We start from the raw sequence: 19599 nt of genomic DNA, 5'->3' as shown, positions 1-19599 counted from the left end.
TCAGATATCCTTATTGCCCCGGTTTTCAATTCCCTCTAAAGGGATCCTTATAGTAAAGGTCGTGCCCTTGTTCTCAATGCTCTCAAGGGTGATGCTGCCTCCATGCATCTCCACGAACTTCCTGACAAGAGAAAGCCCGAGACCGGTCCCGTCATAGTGCCGGGATGTCTCTGAATATACCTGTGAGAAGGGGATGAACAGTTTTTTCTGATCTTCTTCAGATATCCCGATGCCATTGTCACTTACACAGAGCTCAAGCATGCCATCCGCCTCATATGCATCTATGCGTACGTAGCCGTTCTCAGGAGTGAACTTTATTGCGTTGCTTATAAGATTATACAGTATCTGTTTTACACGTATCTTATCAGCACTAACAATAAGGGACTCCGGCCGGGCCGATATGAAAAGAGAGATATTCTTCCTTTTTGCCAGCAGGGAGACAATATTGTTTACGTTCCTGAGCAATTCAAGTATATGGAAATTCTCGTAATAAAGCTCCATCTTTCCTGATTCCACTTTAGACAGATCCAGGATATCATTGATCACTTCCAGAAGGTGCTTCCCGCTGGATAGTATGTGGCCCAGGGATCTCCTCTGACGGTCATTTATCTCTCCGAAAGCACCCTCCATCAACATGTCAGAATAACCGATGACCGCATTGAGCGGAGTCCTGAGTTCATGGCTCATACTGGCAAGGAACTCGCTTTTAGTCCTGTTGGCAGTCTCTGCGCTGAGTTTTGCATTTGTGAGTGCTTCTTCAGCTTCTTTCTGCCTGGAAATATCCTGGAAGTTCTCAAGGATATAGATCTTCCCTTCCATAGTGATCCTTGTGGCGTTCTTGAGGATAGGGTTCCTCCTTCCGTCCTTGCATTTGATGGTAGTGTCCATTCCCTGAAAGCATTCCAGGCCTTCCTCCCATATGGGACACTTCATTGAAGAGGAACCCTTGGGACACAATATATCGCAAAGCTGGCCTATGAGCTCCTCCCTTTTATAGCCTGTGAGCTCACAGGTTCTGGAATTTACATCTTCAATGATATAATCCTGACCTATTATCAGAGTCCCGCCGGGCATGTTCTCGTAGAGTGTCGCCAGCCGCTCCTCGCTTTCCTGCAGGATCATTTGGGCTTTCTTGCTCTCAGTGATATCGTCCAGGCTGAGCATCACATGGGAATCACCATTCAAACCGATGCGGGCAGTTGATATGAGCAGGTGGCGTGTGGACAGTTCTCCCCCATGCACCACATTGAGAGTGCCTTCTACCTTGTGGTAGGCCTTACCAGTGGTGAAGGTCTCTGTGAAAATGGTGCGAATGTCACATCGCACACAGTTTTCGGTCGCCCCGCAACCTCCTTCCCTGAAAGAGTTGACGCAGCAAAGAGCTGCACCTCCGAGCACTCCAAGAACATCTTCCCTTTGCCTTTCAATCGATTCAATACCTGCATGGTTTATGTTCTGGACCCTGCCTTCACTATTGACAAGCACCATGGCTATAGGTGCATGATCGAATATAGCCCCGAGCAAATGCTTTTGCTTCTGCAGTTCAGCCTCTAGTTCCTTTCTTTCACCTATATTGCGGGAGACACCAAGGAAGAACCTGAAGTTCCCATAGTTATCAAAAACAGGAGATACCGTTACATCGACCCATACGGTGGAGCCATCTTTCCGGAATTGTTCCAGCTCCAGCATACGGGTAGAATAGGGCGGAACTCCTTGCTTCATATCTGTAAAAAAGGCCCTCATGCGTTCCCGGACTACTTCAAGGGAAGCGGGCGTCAGTATTTCATGCAGGGGTTTCTGCATTACTTCCTCAGGAGAATATCCTGTCATTTTTCTTTCGGAAGGGCTTAGGTAAAGAAACCTGCCTTCCTTATCTAGGATCCATATAACGTCGTCGATACTTTCAATGATCATGCGGAGCTTTTCCTCAACCCCTTCCCGGAAAGTTTCTTCCCCTAGGACATTAGCAGCATTAATGTTAGTCCTGTTGTGACTTTCTGATTGCGGTTGCATCTTGCATGAGCTGACAAGGGACACGACCGAGTACACCAGTTCACTTTCTGTGAAAGGTTCTTTAATATAAGCAGTATGGCCTGTCCCGGCAAGCCAGTGGAAAAAACGTTCATCCGGCTTCTCAATTATAAAAAGCACAGGAACGTGGATCTTAATCATGATCCTTTCCAGGGAGCTGAAGAACTCCTCTGAATACGTATTGACAGACGGGCAGATTATAAGGTCAGGTTTCTGCTCGGCAATATACTCCGCCGGAATTCTGTTATCGGAGTAACAGAGTGACGGAGAGTAATCTCTTTCGGCCAGAATAGTCATGAGTTCTTCCGGATATTCCGGGCTACAGTTTAGAACAGTTATATTGAGCATTGTTTTTCGACCGGAAGGGTATTAACTGGTCCAGCAGGCATACTGCAGTCTGGACTACAGACAGATAGCAAGGGATAATATTTATATTATACGAGTAAAAGCAAAAACGCCAATTATAAAATAATTCAACCCGCCTGAAAAAGCTCTGTAAAGAGCGGGAATCAAAGTTTAGGGCATGGAATCCGAGTGACGGACTAAATCACAGCCCTTCCACAAATTCCTCGAGTCTCGCCAGCGCCTTCTCAATCTCTTCCCTTGAGGTCGCATAGGAGCAGCGCAGGAAGCCGTCTCCGGCCTTGCCGAACACGTTGCCGGGAATCGTGACGACCTTCTGTTCAAAGAGCAGCCTCTCGGCGAACTCCTCGGAAGTGAGGCCTGTGCTCTCGACGCTCGGGAAGGCATAGAATGCACCTGTGGGCACGAAGCAATCAAGGCCTATCCTGTTGAGGCCGCTGACGATAAGGTTTCGGCGGCGGTCGTAGTCACGGACCATGCGCTCCATTTCACGGGTGCCGTTGCGGAGGGCTTCGATGGCTCCTATCTGGGCCAGGATCGGGGCGCACAGCATGGAATATTGATGAATGAGCATCATGGAGGCTATGATCTCGCGGGGGGCCAGTGCATATGCCATCCTGAAACCGGTCATTGCATAGGCTTTAGAGAAGCCGTTGAGCAATATTGTCCTGTCCTTCATGCCGTCGAGTGAAGCAAAACAGGTGTGTTTCCCGTTGTAAGTAAGACAATCATACACCTCATCGGATATCACCATGATGTCATGCTCGGCCACCACATCGGCGATAGCCTCCAGATCCTTTCTGCCCATGGTGGCGCCGGTAGGGTTGTTCGGATAGTTAAGGATCAGGGCCTTCGTCTTTTCCGTTATGACGTCCTCAAGGTCCTCCGCATGCAGCTTGAACTCGTTCTCCAGGCAGGTGTCCGCAGGAACAGGAACTCCTCCGGCAAACATTACCGAAGGCGTGTATGCGACATAAGAGGGCTGGGGAATTATTATCTCATCCCCGGGATTTGTGATCGCACGTATGGCCAGATCCAATGCCTCACTTACACCCGATGTTACAAGGATCTCTGATTTAGGATCGTAGGTGGTCGTGAACTTATCAGTAAAGAACCCGGATATCTCCTCGCGAAGCTCAAGCAGGCCATAGTTGGAAGTATAAGATGTCTCACCACATTCCAGGGAGTGGATGCATGCTTCCCTTATATGCCAGGGAGTCACGAAATCAGGCTCACCTACGCCAAGGGATATGACATCATCTATCTCCGACGCAAGATCGAAATAGCGGCGTATACCGGATGGAGGGACCTTCTTAGTCACATCCGCAACAAATCTGGAGGGGCGGCATGTTTTTCGCATAAACATCACTTCCTGCAAATTGGATCGACATGAATAATGATTACGGTGTTACAGGCAAACGTGCAACACGATCTTCCTCATACAGGATTATACCATCCTCTTTGTAGGTCTTGAGCACGAAATGGGTTGTTGTGTGCTGCACCTGGTCAAGAGTGGATATCTTCTCTGCAACAAAGAAAGCTACTTCTTTCATGGACTGGCCGCTCACAGTAAGTGAGAGGTCATATTGCCCTGAAAGCAATCTCACTGAGCGCACCTCAGGGAACTTGTAGAGGCGTTCCACCAGTGCCTGGTAGCCAAGCCTGCGTTCAAGGCTCACCTTCAGCTCAATGATAGCATAAACGTTCTCATCACCCGCAAGGTCCCAGTCAATGACTGTCTTGTACTTGCGGATGATGCCATTGCCTTCCATTTCCCTTATCCTTTTGTCGACTTCCTGCACAGGCAGACCTGTAAGGGCTGCTATCTGGTCATGGGTCATCCTTGCATCCTCTTCGAGGCATTCGAGTATATGACGGGTTTTTTCATCCATATCTGGCAAACTCCTGCAACAAAAGGAAAAAATGAAGGTTTGATAGTTTTATATCTGAGAGATATGTTTACTCAACGAGTACTGCATTGACAACTCCATCCTGTCCAGGACGGCTTGTTATCTTTGCGTTACCCAGAGCGGTCTTGATGACTGAGCCCTTTGTGAGTATATTACGCCTGACGTAGTGCTCGTTTGCGGTGTTCCCGACCACTGTGCTGATGGTTGTCTTCTGGGTCTTGCCCTGTGCATCGGTCACATTTACGACATCACACTGCAGGAGCCTTACCTTCCTGTTTCCTCCGGTAGTTGAGACGTTCTTTCTCTTGGTCTCAGCTATGCGGGTGTCAGCGGACTCGCGTCCCAGTTCGAACTTTCTCTTGCTGCGGAATGCCTTAACCTTGGCACCGGTGTAACTTCTTCTGGATCTGCCTTGCCATTTCATGATAATCCTCTTGATCAGTATATAAGAAATTGATTATGATAGTATAATCAAAATATGACTTATGGACGTACCATTAATAATAAGATTCTATATGAACTTTTCGAATGGGCAGCAAGCCGTTCATAAATAATAACACTACCGGCACAGAACAAAATAGGATACTCCCCGTACAAGCTGCCTTTATGAGAAGCAATTCATAAATAACCATAACACGTAATATGGCTACATGCTTCGCGTAATCTTCCTTGGGACAGGTGGCTCCCTTCCGACACCTGAACGCAATCCTGCAGCCATCATGATCAACCGTGAAGGGGAATTACTGCTATTCGACTGCGGGGAAGGGACACAGCAGCAGATGATGCGGGCAAAGACAGGGATGAAATCGCTAAGCTCAATATTCATCACCCATTTCCATGCAGACCACATCCTGGGAATACCCGGACTGATACAGACAATGTCATTCCAGGGAAGGACAGAACCCCTTAAGATCTACGGGCCCCATCATGTGCACGAATTCGCAAGGATACTCAGCGCCCTGGGATACTATAAGCTCCGTTTCGAAATAGATGCAGTGGACCTTGAGCCAGGAGACGTTGTCAAGAGGGACGGATACTCCATCCATGCCCTGAAGACCCACCACAGCGTGCCAAGCATCGGATATGCACTCATAGAGGATGAGCGCGTGGGGAGGTTCAACAGGGAGAGAGCCATTGAGCTTGGTGTCCCGCCCGGGCCTCTCTTCTCAAAGCTCCACAGGGGTGAACAGGTGGAAGTCAAAGGCAGGATCATCCTGCCGGAAGAGGTTGTCGGCGAACCACGCCCCGGAAGGAAGATAGTATACAGCGGAGACACAAGACCCTGCCAGGAAGTACTGGAAGCAAGCCGTGATGCTGACCTGCTCATCCATGATGCTACCCTTGCAAACGATCAGCAGGAATGGGCGCTGGAATCCATGCACTCCACTGCAGAAGAGGCTGCGCGCCTTGCAAAGGAAGCAAATGTATCCAGACTCATACTGACACACATCAGCGCCAGGTATTCGGAAAATGCAGAACCGCTGCTCACGGAAGCAAAAAAGGTATTTGGCAATGTCACAATAGCCCAGGACCTTCTGGAAACTGAGGTGGTGCTGCGGGATGAGATAGGCGCTTCACAGAAATAAAAAGGCAGGAACTGATAAAGCCCGCTTAAACTAAAACTGCCGGGATCATAGATATGTCCAGTCAAGCTTATTGTCATCCCCGTCATAGAGGATCACTTCCATCGTGCGCTCTTCCATGGGATATGCAAGTGGCCTGATGCCTATGAACAGACTGTCCCCCGGTTCGTAGTTGAAACCCTCGGCTTTTGTCCTGCCGAAATAGACACGGCCTCCGGACCTTACTTCTTCCACGACAACGCCTTTCCACATGCCTTTGTCAAAAACGTTCACTATTACGCATTCAAACCTGTCGGACTCGTTTACCTCTGCCATGGAGTCACGATATAGATGCTAAATTTAAAAAGATGACCCTGAAAGGGTCCGGAACAGATATCAGGCATGTCTGATATAAGCGTCTTAAATGTACATCTTCTCGGGATTAAGGGTCTCGTTGACCTTTTTGATCTTTTTCACAGAGATCTCAAAGTCTTCCTGAGTGACACTCTCCCGATCATCTATAATGGCCCTATGAAGGGCGGTCTTGAGAACCTTCTCCACGATATCGCGTCCAGAAAGGCCTTCCGTCATCCTGGCAAGGGAACCAAGGTCAACGTCAGCGACTTCCAGGGGGAAGGTGGCAATATTGGATTCCAGTATCTGGTAGCGTTCCTTCTCGTTGGGCAGTACGAACTCGATCTCTTCCTCGAACCTGCTGCGCACAGCCGGATCAAGCGTATCGGTCCTGTTGGTGGCACCTATGGTACAGATGCCGGGACGCTCTACAATGCCATCCATCTCGGTGAGCAGGGCGTTGACGATTTCCGCGACGTCGCCGCGCAGCTCCTGATGCCTTCGGTCAAGGGCGATGGCGTCCAGTTCATCGATGAATATAATGCATGGCGCCATTTCCTGGGCCCTCTCGTAGAGCTGGTGTATCTGGCGGGCACCCTCGCCTACGAACTCTCCTATCAGCTCGGTTGCTTTCACAGGAAGTATAGGAACTTCCGCCTTGTTGGCTATCGCCTTGGCAAACATGGTCTTGCCTGTCCCCGAGGGGCCGTAGAACAGTATGTTCCTGGGCGCCCACTTACCGAATCTTTCAGGTTCTTCAAGGAAGCGTTCTATAAGCCTGCACTTCTGGCGCGCGCTTGGCTGCCCGATGACATCATCAAAGCTTATCTTGCTTCGGAATTCCATCTTTGGGATAACGGCATCTGTAAGGTCCCTTACAATTATGCACGTATCGGGGCCAATAACGGATTCAGGAGGCTCAACTTCTTTTACCTTATATGCAAAATCAGGGTACATGCGCTTGTCAAAAAGGTATTCTCCCTTGACAGCGACGACACCCTTCCACTGTTCCCTGGCATAGTGCTCGAACACCCCTGAATCCTCGATCTCCGGGTACTCCTCCAGGATGCTGGTCATAGGATAGCCCGCGGGCTCAAGCACAAGATATTCTGCCTTGCTTTCAACAGGGTCCACTGCAATGTCCCTGTTTGTTACGGGATTGGTTTTCTGGAAAGTCCTTGCGATGAATATCATCTCTTTGTTGCTATAATATGTAATTTGAATTCAACAAATAGTTAAAATTAACCCTTAAACTTTTCGGCCTGCACCGCAGCCCAGATAAATATTAATAGCAAATAAATATATTATATATTCTTGATCAATTGGACAATTTCTCTTTTCGATATCCTCCGAGGCAATTGGAAATGAAGATACCAAATCTTGTCAACGGCGTATTCCTTCTGATCGTTTGCGTCCTAGGGATAGTGGTGCTGTCGCCTTTTATCGTATCGGGAGAAAAGACGGCCACCATCTTCAGCTCCGCACTGATATTGACAACCTTTGCAGCCATTATCTATGCAAGTGTGCGCATAGACCGCATGAACAGGGAACTTGAGCTCAAGATAAAAGGACTCAATGAAGAGAAGAAGCTGGTTGAAGAACTGATGGAGAGAAGCCTGGAAATGGAAAGCTCTCTCAATTCCCTTATATCGCTGTTTATCGCCCCCAGGGACGTCGACAGGGCTATTGCCGAGACCCTGGAGAGAACAGGGCAGTTCTGCAATTCTGCATGCAATTACCTGGTCCTGCTTGGCAAAGACAGGCATCCCTTCACAATTAACCACAGATGGGATGCGGTATGCGGGACAGGAAGGAAGGCAGTGTTTGAGAACCTCAGCGAATCCAATTTTCCATGGCTCATGGAACAGATACGGAACGATACCCGCCCGCATCTGGTGGAGAGTGCAGCGCTTCCAAAAGCCGCAACACGGGAGAGAGAGATAATGAATGTAAGAGCTGTTAGCTCCATGGTGATTGTCCCTACGAAAATAGACACGGCACTTGTCGGGTTCATAGCCATCGAAAACCCCTCCTTCGCTGAAGCAGGTTACAGGGAACAATTACCTGCGTTGAGGATCCTTTCTGAACTTATCGGAATGGCAATACAGCACAAGCTGTTCCTCGAGAACCTCAGCCTGTTCAAGAATCTCATCAATGAGTCCAGTGACTTTATCTTTGTGATCGACCCCCTCACCGAGACCATCATCGATGTCAACGAGACTGCCTGCAAGGAGCTGGGATATTCAAGGGAGGAGTTTCTGAGAATGGGAAAAGGGAACATTGAGCATGTGTTCGGCGGGCGCTTCTGGGAACAGGACATGAGGGAAATATGCGGTAACCGGTTCCTCGATATCGACAGGGTCATCATCAGGAAGGATAAGACGATCGCCCCTGTGGAAATGAATGTCACCTTCGCGGCACATGAGAACAACAGGTATGTGCTGGCAGTGGCTCGCGATGTCACAGAGCGGAAGGAAGTTGAGGAAATACTCCGCAGGACCCAGGAAAGAATGGAGCTTGCCCTGATGGGTGCAGACCTTGGCATGTGGGACTGGAATATCAGGACCAATGAGATGATCTTTAACGAGAGATGGGCGGAAATGCTGGACTACAGGCCAGCAGATATAAAGCCAAACTTTAATTCCTGGAAGAAGCTCATACACCCCGAAGATACTGACCGGGTCATGGATGATATCGCACTTCACATCAAGGGAGACAGGCCTTCCTTTGAATCGGAGTTCAGGATGCAGCATAAGGACACATCATTCAGATGGATACAGGCACGCGGCAAACTGGTAGAGTATGACAGTTCGGATGAACCGCTCAGACTTGCAGGCACAACCATGGACATCAGTGAAAGAAAACAGTTTGAAGAGGAACTTCGTAAGTCCAATGAGCTCAAGGATCTGTTCACGGATATAATGAGGCATGATCTGCTGAATCCGGCAGGCAACATTAAAGGATATTCCGACCTCCTTATGGAGAGCGAGGCCACCCCAAAGCAAAAGTTACTGATGGACGGGATAAGCCGTAACAATGACAAGCTGATAGAAATGATAGAGACGGCTGCCAAGTTCGCAAAGCTTGAATCGGTCAGGGATATCCAGCTGGATATATTAGACCTTGGCGCCATCCTGAGGAACTGCTCCGAACAGTTCGAGCACAAGCTCCTTGAAAAGCAGATGCGTCTGGAGATAATGGCAGAAGGGACCTTTTACTCATCTGTCAACCCCATAGTGGAAGAGATCTTTGCCAATTTCATCTCGAATGCAATAAAATACAGTCCTGAGGGCACCTGCATAACCCTTGAGGTAAAGGACTGTGAGCAGCTGTGGAAAGTAGAGGTGGCAGACCTGGGAGAAGGTATACCTGACGAACTAAAGACGCAGGTATTCGATCGTTTCAAGCGCGTGCATAAGAAAGGTGTCAAAGGGACCGGCCTCGGGCTTGCGATAGTTAAAAGGATAGCAGAGATCATGGAAGGTGAGGTCGGCGTGGAGAACAATCCTGCAGGACAGGGCAGCATATTCTGGGTGAAACTGAAAAAGTGCGATCACTGTCCGGGACAGTCACCTTTAGTCCTTGATGAAAATGCCGGCTGCACTCCAGGTGCACCTGCGAAGAGGCAGTCCCTACTGCAGTGATATATTTCTGATGTGCAGTCTTAGAAAGGCATTTTCAAAGGAAAACTTTATCTAAGAAACGGACATCTATAGGGTGCTTTCAAGCAAAACACCTTACTCGTGCCGGGGTGGGGTAGCGGTTATCCTGTGGCCCTGTGGAGGCTACGATTCGAGTTCGATTCTCGATCCCGGCCCCATACTACTTTTTCAATTATGCTACAGATCCAGACTGACACATGTTGCTGTCTTCAAAGATTTACTATAGCCCTACAGGCTCGTCCTGATCGGGAGTAACTGGCAGCATGCGAAAAGCTTGGACTTTATTGTTATGGCAAGCGCATATCATCAAAGGACTACGTGACTATTACACGAAAGTGTTAAAAAAGAGAATAATCGGAACCTGATATAAAAAGCCTGCAGGACTTTACTGGAACTCATGCAGTTTCAGCTGTCTTCGCTGGCATATCTTCTCTCCGGGGATATCCACGGGATAGGCACCAGTGAGGCAACCCAGGCAGAGGTCGTCGCGGTTGATCCCTATGGATTCAACGAGACCTTCAATGCTCAGGTATCCCAGGGAATCTGCATTGATCACAGCTTCCACGCCTTTTATGGTCTTGTGGGCAGCTATCAGTTCATCCCTTGAAGCCATGTCTATTCCAAGATAGCAGGGGGCGACTATCGGGGGACTGCCTATGCGCGCATGGACCTCCGTGGCACCGGCGTTCTTTATCATATCGATTATACGCCGGGAGGTAGTTCCCCTCACAATGCTGTCATCGATCAGGACTATCCTTCTGCCCCTGACGTTCTGCCCAATGGTGTTCATCTTGAGTCTCACGGCAGTCTCGCGCATTGCCTGGCCTGGCAGGATGAAGGTGCGCCCGATATAACGGTTCTTCATGAGGCTCTCTTCATAGATGATATCGGACTGGCGTGAATAGCCAATAGCAGACGTGATGCCAGAGTCCGGCACGGGAGATACCATATCAGCCTCAACGGGATGCTCCTTTGCCAGTCTCTCGCCTATACGCTCCCTTACCTTGTAGACCAGTTTGCCGTCGATTATAGAATCCGGGCGCGCAAAATAGACATATTCGAAAACACAGTGTGCGGAATTGGGCTCCCGGAAAAGCTGATGGGACTCGATCCCACCGTCACGGAAGATGACCAGTTCGCCCGGTTTTACATCCCTGATGAGCTTGCCATTCAGAGTATCGATGGCTACGCTCTCTGATGCGACCACGTACCCGGAGTCGATGGAGCCCACACACAGCGGCTTGAAGCCCATGGGATCCCGCACTGCCATGAGCAGGTCATCGATCATGATGGCCAGAGAATATGAGCCATTGAGCTGCTTCATCACATTGCTGACGGCTTCAATAACAGGATTCTTCAAAAGCTCTTTAACAAGAAGATGTGCTATAACCTCAGTGTCCGAGCTTGCCACGAAGAGATGACCTTCGGATTCAAGCTTCCGTCTCAGTTCAAGGCTGTTGACAAGGTTACCGTTATGAGCAATGGCAACACTGCCGCTCTTGTATTTGACAATGAAGGGCTGGCAGTTCTCGATCATAGAGTCGCCACATGTTGAATAGCGCACGTGGCCTATGCCGACCCGCCCTTTAAGCTCAAGAAGGGCGTTCTTATCAAAAACTTCAGGGACAAGTCCCATGCCCTTAATGGTCATGGGATCCTTGCCGTTATGAACGGTTATGCCGGAGGATTCCTGCCCACGGTGCTGCAATGCATAAAGGGCATAGTATATCTGCAGCGAAGCAGGTACCGGGTGTGATTCCGTACCGTGTTTCACCACACCCACAACACCGCATTCCTCACGCATCTTATCCCCGGCGGGTAAAGAAAGAGCTCAGGCTTACCACTTGCACTTTGCCTGCCACTGGTAACTTCTCATGCGAGAGGTCTTACCGAAACCACAGCAAGTACACTGTTTTGTATGAATGTTGAGTGAAACACTGCCACAGCGCCTGCATTTTGCATGAGTGCGCTTCTGCCTTTTACCCATTGAGGGAGTACCTTTTGACATCTATAAATCACCTTTTATTTGAAACTGGAAATGATCGTTGATCGTGTGGATTACCCAGATACGGTATTAGTTCTTATATGTTACGTTCGCTCAGGGAGACACGTACACGATGTTATCGCCTCTGATAACAACACTGCCAAGCTTTCTTACGATCTCTCCTTCCTTCAGCTCTTCAGCTTCATCAAGTACAAGGTTCATATGAACATCGTAGCCCTGAAGCTTTCCTCTGAATTCCCTAGCACCCTTCAATCTTACGATCACAGGTGTGTTCAATGCATTGTTCAATATATCAAGAGGTCTGTTTCCCATATTAGTTGCCTCATTTAATAAATCCGAATAATTGATGATACTCCAGATATCCAAGTTAGTTTACGTACATATATACGTCTTGTGATGCTCCATTGTTGTAAATGGATTATATAAATGTATCGTAAGACCGAGCCTGTCCGTTAAATGAATAGAACTTCAGCCATCGGATATGACCAACTATTATTTAACTTACAAGACTTTAAGACACCGCACACAAGTAAATGTTATACAACGTATATAAGGAGAGCATATACATGGCAAAGGCAACTGTTGTAATGACCATAGCAGGATCGGACTCCGGAGGAGGCGCAGGAATAGAGGCAGATATAAAGACCATTGCAGCCCTTGGGCTTCATGGCACATGCGCCATTACATCAGTGACATCCCAGAATACGACCGGCGTACTGAGCGCTTTTGACCTGCCGACTGAAGTGGTTGCCAGCCAGGCGGACGCGGTATGCACCGACATGGAAGTGAGATGGGCCAAATCCGGAATGCTGGCATCCTCGGATATAATCTCCACCGTTGCCTCCCTGGTGCGCAAGTATAGCATCAGGCTTGTGGTGGACCCTGTAATGGCAGCCGAGGCTGGAGGCAGCCTTCTGAGGAAAGATGCCGTCAGGACACTTAAAGAGGAATTGCTGCCCATAAGCCAGGTCGTGACCCCGAACATCAGTGAGGCTACAGCCCTTTCAGGCATGCCCATAGCCAGTGTGGAGGACGCAAAACAAGCGGCCAGGATTATAGCCGGGACCGGCGTCAAGGCAGTGATCGTTACCGGAGGGCACCTCGATGCCTCGGATGTCATCTACGAAGCAGAGGAGGACAGGTTCACGATAATCCGCGGGGAGTTTGTCAGAGGAGGTACGCACGGCTCCGGATGCACTTATGCAGCTGCCCTTACATGCGGTCTGGCCCAGGGACTGACAGTTGTGGAGGCAGCCCGCAGGGCCAAGGAATTCGTTGTAGGAGCCATTATCGGCAGCCAGTTGGTCGGCAAAGGAGCCGGGCCTGTGAACCCGCTTGCAGGAATCCGGAGGGATGCAGAAGCCTGCAATGTCCTTGAGGACGTAAAGCAGGCAGTCAGCATCATTTCAGCCTCTGCCCATTTTGCAAAGATCATACCAGAGACAGGCAGTAACATAGCCATGGCCCTGCCCCAGGCAAGAGGAACGGACGATGTCGCAGCCGTTGCCGGAAGGATCGTCAAGCTCAGGAATTCCCCCCGGCCCGTGGGCGAGGTAGGTTTCGGAGTAAGCGGGCATGTTGCCCGCACTGTCCTCGCAGCAATGGAACACGACCCAAGGGTGAGGGCTGCTGTGAACGTAAGGTATTCCGAGGAGATACTCAGCGTATGTAAAGCCATGGGCTTGGGAATTGCATCCTTCGAACGTTCGGAAGAGCCGGCGAATGCCTGCACTGGGTATGCGGGAGAATGGGGCACATCCGATGCCATCGTAAGATCAGGGAACGTTCCTGACATTATCTTTGACAGGGGTGCCATGGGAAAAGAACCTATGATCAGGATCCTTGGCAGGAGCGCCATAGAGGTTGCAAGGATAGCAGACAGTATTGCAGGCTATTATGCAGTGAAGTTCAATCAATGAACTTTTTATTTGTACTTTATACTCCCGGACAGGAGAAGTTAAGCCACTATCCCAGTATCTTTTTAGTGAACAATAATCATAGTAAGCACAGTAATCTTTACGCCAATCATCAGAATAAAGAGTGACAATCATGGACTTAGAATCAGTTACAGAATCAGTTGCATTCAAGGACCTCAGCCTTTCCAAAGGCGTGCTGAAAAGTATCAAGGTCATGGGTTATATAGAACCTACCGAGATCCAGGCACAGGCCATCCCCCTCATCATGCAGGGAAAGGACATAATAGGACAGGCACGGACAGGTACGGGGAAGACAGCAGCATTCGGGATACCGCTTGTAGAGCTCACCGATAAGAAAAAGAAGGTGCTGCAGGTTATGGTCCTGTGCCCTACAAGGGAACTGGCCAGCCAGATCGCTGACGAGCTTAAGAGGATATCCCTGCTTACCGAAGGACTGGGCATAGCGGCCGCTTACGGCGGCAGGGCCATGGGACAGCAGACCCAGGAGCTGGAAGGCGGTGCACAGATCGTGGTGGGGACGCCGGGAAGGATAATCGACCACATTGAAAGGGGAAGCCTCAATCCCGACACCGTCAGGATAGTGGTGCTTGACGAGGCTGATGAAATGCTGGACATGGGCTTCAGGGAAGATATTGAGAAGATACTGCTGCTCACCCCGCAGGACAGACAGACCCTGCTCTTTTCTGCAACCATGCCAAAACCCATACTGAAGCTGACTGAAGAGTACATGCATGAACCCGAGCACATAAAAGTAGTCCGGAAGGAGATGACAGTGCCTGAGGTAAAGCAGTTCTACTTTGAGCTGAAGGAGAACTCGAAGGTAGAAGCGCTTCATCGACTCATCGATGTGGAGAATATCAGGTCGGCCCTGGTGTTCTGCAACACCAAGAAGGAAGTGGATAAGGTGCTGGTGAAACTGAGGTCACACGGCCATTCCGCGGAAGTCCTTCATGGCGACATCAGGCAGAACCTCAGGGAACGCACCGTCGGGAAGCTGAGGGACGAAGATATCAACATACTCATTGCCACTGACGTTGCCGCAAGAGGCCTTGACATAGAGAACATCGAAGTGGTCTTCAATTACGACCTTCCCCTGGAAATAGAGACCTACGTACACAGGATAGGCAGGACTGCGAGGGCTGGAAGGCCCGGGGTTGCATACTCCTTTGTCACGAAGAACGAGCTGGGAAAACTGACAGCTATCCAGAGATACACAAAGACAGAGATAGTCAAAAAGGAACTGCCCAGCATAAGAGATGCCGATAAGGCCAGGGAGACACAGATTGCCGACAAGGTCAGAATGAGCATCCGCAGTGGAAACCTTGATAAATACGATGAATGGGTCAGTAAGCTGGCAACCGAAGGCCGGGACTACAGGCAGATAGCTGCGGCTCTTGCAAAGATGGTGCTGAAGGAAGGAAAGAACTGAGCAGGACCCGTTAAAAGGAGAGTTCTAAATGAAGGATTTTGTTATCATAGGCCATAAGGCACTCACCACTGGTGATTTCTCACTGAATGACCTGCCAGGTTCTGCAGGGCGCATGGACATACTCTGCAGATGCATAAATTCAGCCCTGTTCCTGTCCCACGGAATGAGAAGGGACGTAAACGTGCACCTAGTATTGCTCGGGGAACCTGACCCCGGGAAGATCGTGCGCTTCAACGGGGAGCAGCTCAGGTACCTGAGCCCTGATGAAAGGAGCAGCGGCTCCCTTATAAAGAAAGCACTGGAGAAAGATGCCACTGAATTCGAGTCACAGTCCACCCCGGGAGTATGGATACGCCGCGGCGGGCTTGAGAAACTGCTGGCAGAGTTCGCGGGGAAGAACAGGAGCATTTACTACCTGCACGAGGAAGGGAAGGACATGCGGGTCATGCAGGACCTTCCTGATGATGCCGTATTTATACTGGGCGACCATATGGGAGTCACGGAAGAGGAAGAAAGCCGGATCAAAGCCGTGTCTGCAGGAACCCTTTCCATAGGACCCCTGTCACTCCACTCGGACCATTGCATAATAATCATTCTCAACGAGCTGGACAGAAGGAGCGGACACCAGGAATAGGTAAAAGGATTTACAGTAACTCACAGAACAAGGACACTATAAGAGGAATAGGATGAGCATACTTGAAACTGCTAAGAGGATAATCAATGAGGGGCCGATCTGCGATAACTGCATGGGCAGGCAATTTGCGAAACTGTCCACGGGCCTTACCAATGTAGAAAGAGGAAGGGCCGTAAAGCTTGCCCTTGCCATGGAAGGGGACCTGCTGCATAAGGCATCCGGGGACGACATTGTCCTGAAACAGCTCGCACCAAGCAGTCCTTTTGCAAGGAAGACGCTGGGACTCAAGGATGAAGGCAGCAAATGCTGGGTGTGCCTTGGACTATATGACAATCTGGATAGCTGGGCCGACCGGGCCGTAGAAGCCATAGGGAACATCGAGTACTCGACATTCCTTGTAGGAACAAAGGTCAGCGGATTGCTGAGCGAGAATGAGGAGATACTCTGGAGCGAGTGCGGTATAACTTATGCAGAGCAGCTCAAGACCGAACTGAACAGGGAAGTCGGTAAGCTCATAGCCTCACGCACTGGCAAGGAAGTCGAATTCAACAGGCCGGATGTGCTTGTGACCCTCGACCTTGCCGAGGATACTGTCAGTATCCAGGTGCGTTCTCTCTACATACAGGGCAGGTACAGGAAACTTGTCAGGGGTATCCCGCAGACGAGATGGCCATGCAGGAGCTGCGGAGGCAGGGGATGTGAGAAATGCGCCTTCACCGGTAAGCAGTATCATGAGTCAGTTGACGAACTCATAAGGGAAGAGGTTCTGAAGGTCACGGGTGCCAGCGATACCACCTTCCATGGAGCAGGAAGGGAAGATATAGATGCCCTGATGGGCGGTACAGGAAGGCCCTTTGTCGTGGAGATACTCAATTCCCCGATACGCACATTTGATGTGGGGGAACTTGAAAAAAGGATTAATGCCTATGCTGCCGGCAAGGTGGAGGTCGAAGGCCTGGAGATGGTGCAGAAGGAAGTTATAGAGGCACTTAAATCATCAAAGGCGGATAAGGTTTATAACCTTAAAGTTACATTCAAAGAGCCAGTTTCCAAGGAAATGCTTATATCTGCAATCGATAATCTTATCGGAGCCGAGATATCACAGAGGACACCGCAGCGCGTATCCCACAGAAGGGCCGACCTGGTTCGTAAGAGGAACGTGCATGACATGCAGCTTACGGAGCTGACGGATGAGTACGCCATTATGCAGGTACACTGCGACGGCGGTCTGTATGTCAAGGAGCTGGTATCCGGTGACGACGGAAGGACACAGCCGAGCCTTACAGGACTGCTGGGCATTCAGGCAAAGGTTACCGAGCTCGATGTGATCAATGTGGATATATGACTGCGTTTTCCTGGCTGAGTTCACATCATTGAGATATTATAACTCATTAACAGAATCTAGAATCAAGTTGATATACGGAGGAAGAAAATGCCAACATCACACGGTGAAAAATGCTGTACACGTTACAAACTGAAGAAGACTGTAAGAGAGAGAGGGATCTCCCCTGTAAGCAAGGCCATCCAGGAATTCGAGGAGGGCCAGATGGTCCACATCGATATCGACCCCAGCGTACAGAAGGGAATGCCAAACCCAAGGTTCCAGGGAAGGACCGGCAAGATCGTAGGTCAGCGTGGCCGCGCCTACCTGCTCCACATCAGGGACGGTAATGCTACAAAGGAACTCATATCCCTCCCACAGCACCTGAAACCACAGAAGTATTAAGATACGGGTAGCTGTATCACATAAGCGGGCGACACAACGTTAGATATATCTTTGTTGGCAACAATGAGGATATATTGCAATATTTTAGTTGATGTCGCATAGAGATCATGATATAATATTCAAGAGTGTATACCAATGATTGTTAAGGAAATTCTGAGCGAAGAGTTGCTGACCCTGTCTGAAGTGAAAGGCATCTTACACCAGATCATGGAAGAGCGCATGCAAAATGAAGAAGAGCTGGGATATGAGCTGCGTAAGGCTATCAATCATGCAGATACGTTCTCAAAGTCATCTCCGGAAAAGTCAAGGGAGCTTGTGAACAAGCTTATGACACTGGAAAAAATGAAACCTGATATAGCCATCAGGATAGCGGACATAATGCCTATGACCAGGGACGAGCTCAGGTCCCTGTACGCCAAGGAAAGATTCACCCTAAGTGATGTGGAACTGGACCAGATGCTGGAAATGGTCGAAGAGGCAATGGATTAAATTTATATCCGATACATCCTTTTTTTCAAGAGAGATACGTAAACATTACCAGTGGGTATACCGGAGGGAACATGACACAAATTAGGGGAAAGCCACCTGAAAAAGAAGAATACGCATGGGTCCTCGATTATCTGCCTTATGGCAGCAATGAGGATAAGAGGCCATCCTACCAGAAAAAACCGGTGGTCCAGGCCATCGGCGAGAGGAATTTCGTGCTGATGGAACTGATACCAAAGGAAGGTAAAAGTCCGAGCATCCAATCGCGCGTTTACATTGGAGAAGGCGACAGGGATGAGATCGACCATGTCAAGCACAGGATAGGCTATACCAATCTCAGCCACGGTGCCCAGCTGGAACTGCCCTTCATCCTGGAGATGAATGTCAAGAACGATGAAGAGCGTTTTGTCAAGTTCTTCAACGATGCACACCCTATCACAAACAGGCTGCATATGCTTGAGTTGCTGCCTGGCATCGGCAAGAAACTTATGTGGGCCATCATAGACGAAAGGAAGAAAGGAGCATTTAAGAGCCTTGATGACCTCCACACAAGGGTAGGCGGAGTGCACTCCCCCCAGAAAGTCATCGCCAACAGGATAATCGAAGAACTCAGGGACGAGGCCATCAAGTACAGGCTCTTCACCCTGCCTCCGAAGCGTCCAAAAGAATAAGCAGGGTGTTCTTTTCTTGGTTCACAACATTCTCAGGAAATATGGCATACGTGGCGGTGACCACGACCAGCATTTCCTCGTGGACGAGCGCATACTTGACAGGATAGTTGAAGCTGCGGATATCCAGCCCCATGAGACCATACTGGAAATCGGGGCCGGCATAGGCAACCTCACCGAGAGGCTGATGAAGCGTGCTAAAAAGGTGGTCGCCATAGAACGTGACCCTGCCCTTGTGGACGTGCTCCGTGACCGTTTCGGAGATGACGGCAGGCTCGAGATCATTCCCGGAGATGTCCTGGAAGTGGAGTTCCCGGCCTTCGATAAAGTGGTTTCCAATCTTCCTTATTCCATTTCCTCCGAAATAACATTCAAGTTGTTCAGGCATGATTTCAGGCTGGGCATACTCATGTACCAGTACGAGTTCGCACAAAGGATGGTAGCCCACGCAAATTCAGAGGATTACAGCAGGCTATCCGTCAATGCACATTACTTTGCAGATGCATCCATCATCATGAAAATCCCCAGGGGTGCCTTCTCACCACCTCCTGAAGTCCTCTCCGCGGTGGTCAGGCTCGAGCCAAGACCCGCGCCCTTTGAGGTTGCAGACAGGGAATACTTCCTGCACTTCGTCACGGCTGTCTTCGGCCAGCGACGCAAGAAGATCCGCAACTCCATTATAAGGAACAAGCAGCTGCTTGGTATCGACATCAGGGATTTCGTCGATGAGATTCCCCAGGAAATGCTTGACAGGAGACCTGAGAACCTGGAACCTGAAGAGCTTGCCCGCCTTGCAAACATCCTGTACGCACACAAACAGAATACCTAGGCT

At 49.6% G+C, this 19599-nt stretch carries 19 protein-coding genes and 1 tRNA gene; 11 read left to right on the top strand and 9 right to left on the bottom strand.

Annotated features, from left to right (window positions below; translation table 11 throughout):
- The 4 genes from PV02_RS08540 to PV02_RS08525 form a co-directional block, all read right to left on the bottom strand.
- The gene (locus PV02_RS08540) at positions 1-2328 is read right to left on the bottom strand and encodes a PAS domain S-box protein (protein ID WP_256622952.1); all 2328 of its coding nucleotides are present in this window, start codon (positions 2326-2328) and stop codon (positions 1-3) included.
- A gap of 250 nt (positions 2329-2578) precedes the next feature.
- A complete protein-coding gene (locus PV02_RS08535) occupies positions 2579-3754 on the bottom strand; it encodes an aminotransferase class I/II-fold pyridoxal phosphate-dependent enzyme (protein ID WP_256622951.1) in 1176 nt (391 codons plus the stop codon).
- Positions 3755-3794: 40 nt separating this feature from the next.
- On the bottom strand, positions 3795-4286 hold the full coding sequence (locus PV02_RS08530; protein ID WP_256622950.1) for an Lrp/AsnC family transcriptional regulator: 492 nt from the start codon (positions 4284-4286) through the stop codon (positions 3795-3797).
- Between the two features lie 67 nt (positions 4287-4353).
- Positions 4354-4728 carry a 30S ribosomal protein S8e gene (locus tag PV02_RS08525; protein ID WP_256622949.1) on the bottom strand — a complete coding sequence of 125 codons (375 nt, stop codon included), beginning with the start codon at positions 4726-4728 and terminating at the stop codon, positions 4354-4356.
- Between the two features lie 226 nt (positions 4729-4954).
- Here PV02_RS08525 and rnz point away from each other — a divergent pair, with 226 nt between their 5' ends.
- Entirely contained in the window at positions 4955-5890 is a 936-nt protein-coding gene (gene rnz, locus PV02_RS08520; RefSeq protein WP_256622948.1) for a ribonuclease Z, read from the top strand.
- Between the two features lie 45 nt (positions 5891-5935).
- On the opposite strand, the gene PV02_RS08515 is transcribed toward rnz, so the two are convergent.
- Both PV02_RS08515 and PV02_RS08510 read right to left on the bottom strand, forming a co-directional pair.
- Positions 5936-6202 carry a hypothetical protein gene (locus PV02_RS08515; protein WP_256622947.1) on the bottom strand — a complete coding sequence of 89 codons (267 nt, stop codon included), beginning with the start codon at positions 6200-6202 and terminating at the stop codon, positions 5936-5938.
- 84 nt (positions 6203-6286) lie between these two features.
- The gene (locus tag PV02_RS08510) at positions 6287-7414 is read right to left on the bottom strand and encodes an AAA family ATPase (RefSeq protein WP_256622946.1); all 1128 of its coding nucleotides are present in this window, start codon (positions 7412-7414) and stop codon (positions 6287-6289) included.
- A 170-nt stretch (positions 7415-7584) separates the two neighbouring features.
- On the opposite strand from PV02_RS08510, the gene PV02_RS08505 reads away from it, so the two are divergent.
- Positions 7585-9864, top strand: coding sequence for a sensor histidine kinase (locus tag PV02_RS08505; protein ID WP_256622945.1), 2280 nt, complete (start codon positions 7585-7587; stop codon positions 9862-9864).
- A gap of 101 nt (positions 9865-9965) precedes the next feature.
- Positions 9966-10040, top strand: a tRNA-His gene (locus PV02_RS08500).
- Positions 10041-10267: 227 nt separating this feature from the next.
- Here PV02_RS08500 and purF read toward each other — a convergent pair.
- From purF to PV02_RS08485, 3 genes are all read right to left on the bottom strand, one after another.
- Positions 10268-11686, bottom strand: a complete 1419-nt coding sequence (gene purF, locus PV02_RS08495) for an amidophosphoribosyltransferase (protein ID WP_256622944.1) — start codon at positions 11684-11686, stop codon at positions 10268-10270.
- A 33-nt stretch (positions 11687-11719) separates the two neighbouring features.
- Positions 11720-11890 (bottom strand): 50S ribosomal protein L37e, encoded by a 171-nt coding sequence (locus PV02_RS08490; RefSeq protein WP_256622943.1) that lies wholly within the window; start codon positions 11888-11890, stop codon positions 11720-11722.
- 90 nt (positions 11891-11980) lie between these two features.
- Positions 11981-12199, bottom strand: a complete 219-nt coding sequence (locus PV02_RS08485) for an LSm family protein (protein ID WP_256622942.1) — start codon at positions 12197-12199, stop codon at positions 11981-11983.
- Between the two features lie 254 nt (positions 12200-12453).
- Between PV02_RS08485 and thiD the strand changes: the two genes are divergently transcribed.
- The 8 genes from thiD (at position 12454) to rsmA (ending at position 19596) form a co-directional block, all read left to right on the top strand.
- A complete protein-coding gene (gene thiD, locus PV02_RS08480) occupies positions 12454-13806 on the top strand; it encodes a bifunctional hydroxymethylpyrimidine kinase/phosphomethylpyrimidine kinase (RefSeq protein ID WP_256622941.1) in 1353 nt (450 codons plus the stop codon).
- Between the two features lie 130 nt (positions 13807-13936).
- Positions 13937-15253 carry a DEAD/DEAH box helicase gene (locus PV02_RS08475; RefSeq protein WP_256622940.1) on the top strand — a complete coding sequence of 439 codons (1317 nt, stop codon included), beginning with the start codon at positions 13937-13939 and terminating at the stop codon, positions 15251-15253.
- A 28-nt stretch (positions 15254-15281) separates the two neighbouring features.
- Positions 15282-15887 carry a tRNA (pseudouridine(54)-N(1))-methyltransferase TrmY gene (gene trmY, locus PV02_RS08470; protein WP_256622939.1) on the top strand — a complete coding sequence of 202 codons (606 nt, stop codon included), beginning with the start codon at positions 15282-15284 and terminating at the stop codon, positions 15885-15887.
- A gap of 52 nt (positions 15888-15939) precedes the next feature.
- Complete coding sequence (locus tag PV02_RS08465; protein WP_256622938.1) at positions 15940-17232, top strand: tRNA pseudouridine(54/55) synthase Pus10; 1293 nt, start codon at positions 15940-15942, stop codon at positions 17230-17232.
- Between the two features lie 87 nt (positions 17233-17319).
- On the top strand, positions 17320-17613 hold the full coding sequence (locus PV02_RS08460) for a 50S ribosomal protein L21e (RefSeq protein WP_256622937.1): 294 nt from the start codon (positions 17320-17322) through the stop codon (positions 17611-17613).
- A 135-nt stretch (positions 17614-17748) separates the two neighbouring features.
- Positions 17749-18102: an RNA polymerase Rpb4 family protein gene (locus tag PV02_RS08455; protein WP_256622936.1), complete on the top strand. Its 354-nt coding sequence runs from the start codon at positions 17749-17751 to the stop codon at positions 18100-18102.
- A gap of 71 nt (positions 18103-18173) precedes the next feature.
- On the top strand, positions 18174-18770 hold the full coding sequence (locus PV02_RS08450) for a DUF655 domain-containing protein (protein ID WP_256622935.1): 597 nt from the start codon (positions 18174-18176) through the stop codon (positions 18768-18770).
- 16 nt (positions 18771-18786) lie between these two features.
- Entirely contained in the window at positions 18787-19596 is an 810-nt protein-coding gene (gene rsmA, locus PV02_RS08445; RefSeq protein ID WP_256622934.1) for a 16S rRNA (adenine(1518)-N(6)/adenine(1519)-N(6))-dimethyltransferase RsmA, read from the top strand.
- Positions 19597-19599 lie beyond the last annotated feature (3 nt).

The sequence above is a fragment of the Methanolobus chelungpuianus genome (assembly GCF_024500045.1).
GTDB classification, from domain to species: Archaea; Halobacteriota; Methanosarcinia; order Methanosarcinales; family Methanosarcinaceae; genus Methanolobus; species Methanolobus chelungpuianus.
Note: the sequence above shows the minus strand (reverse complement) of the source record. Positions and strands in the feature narration are given on the sequence as shown.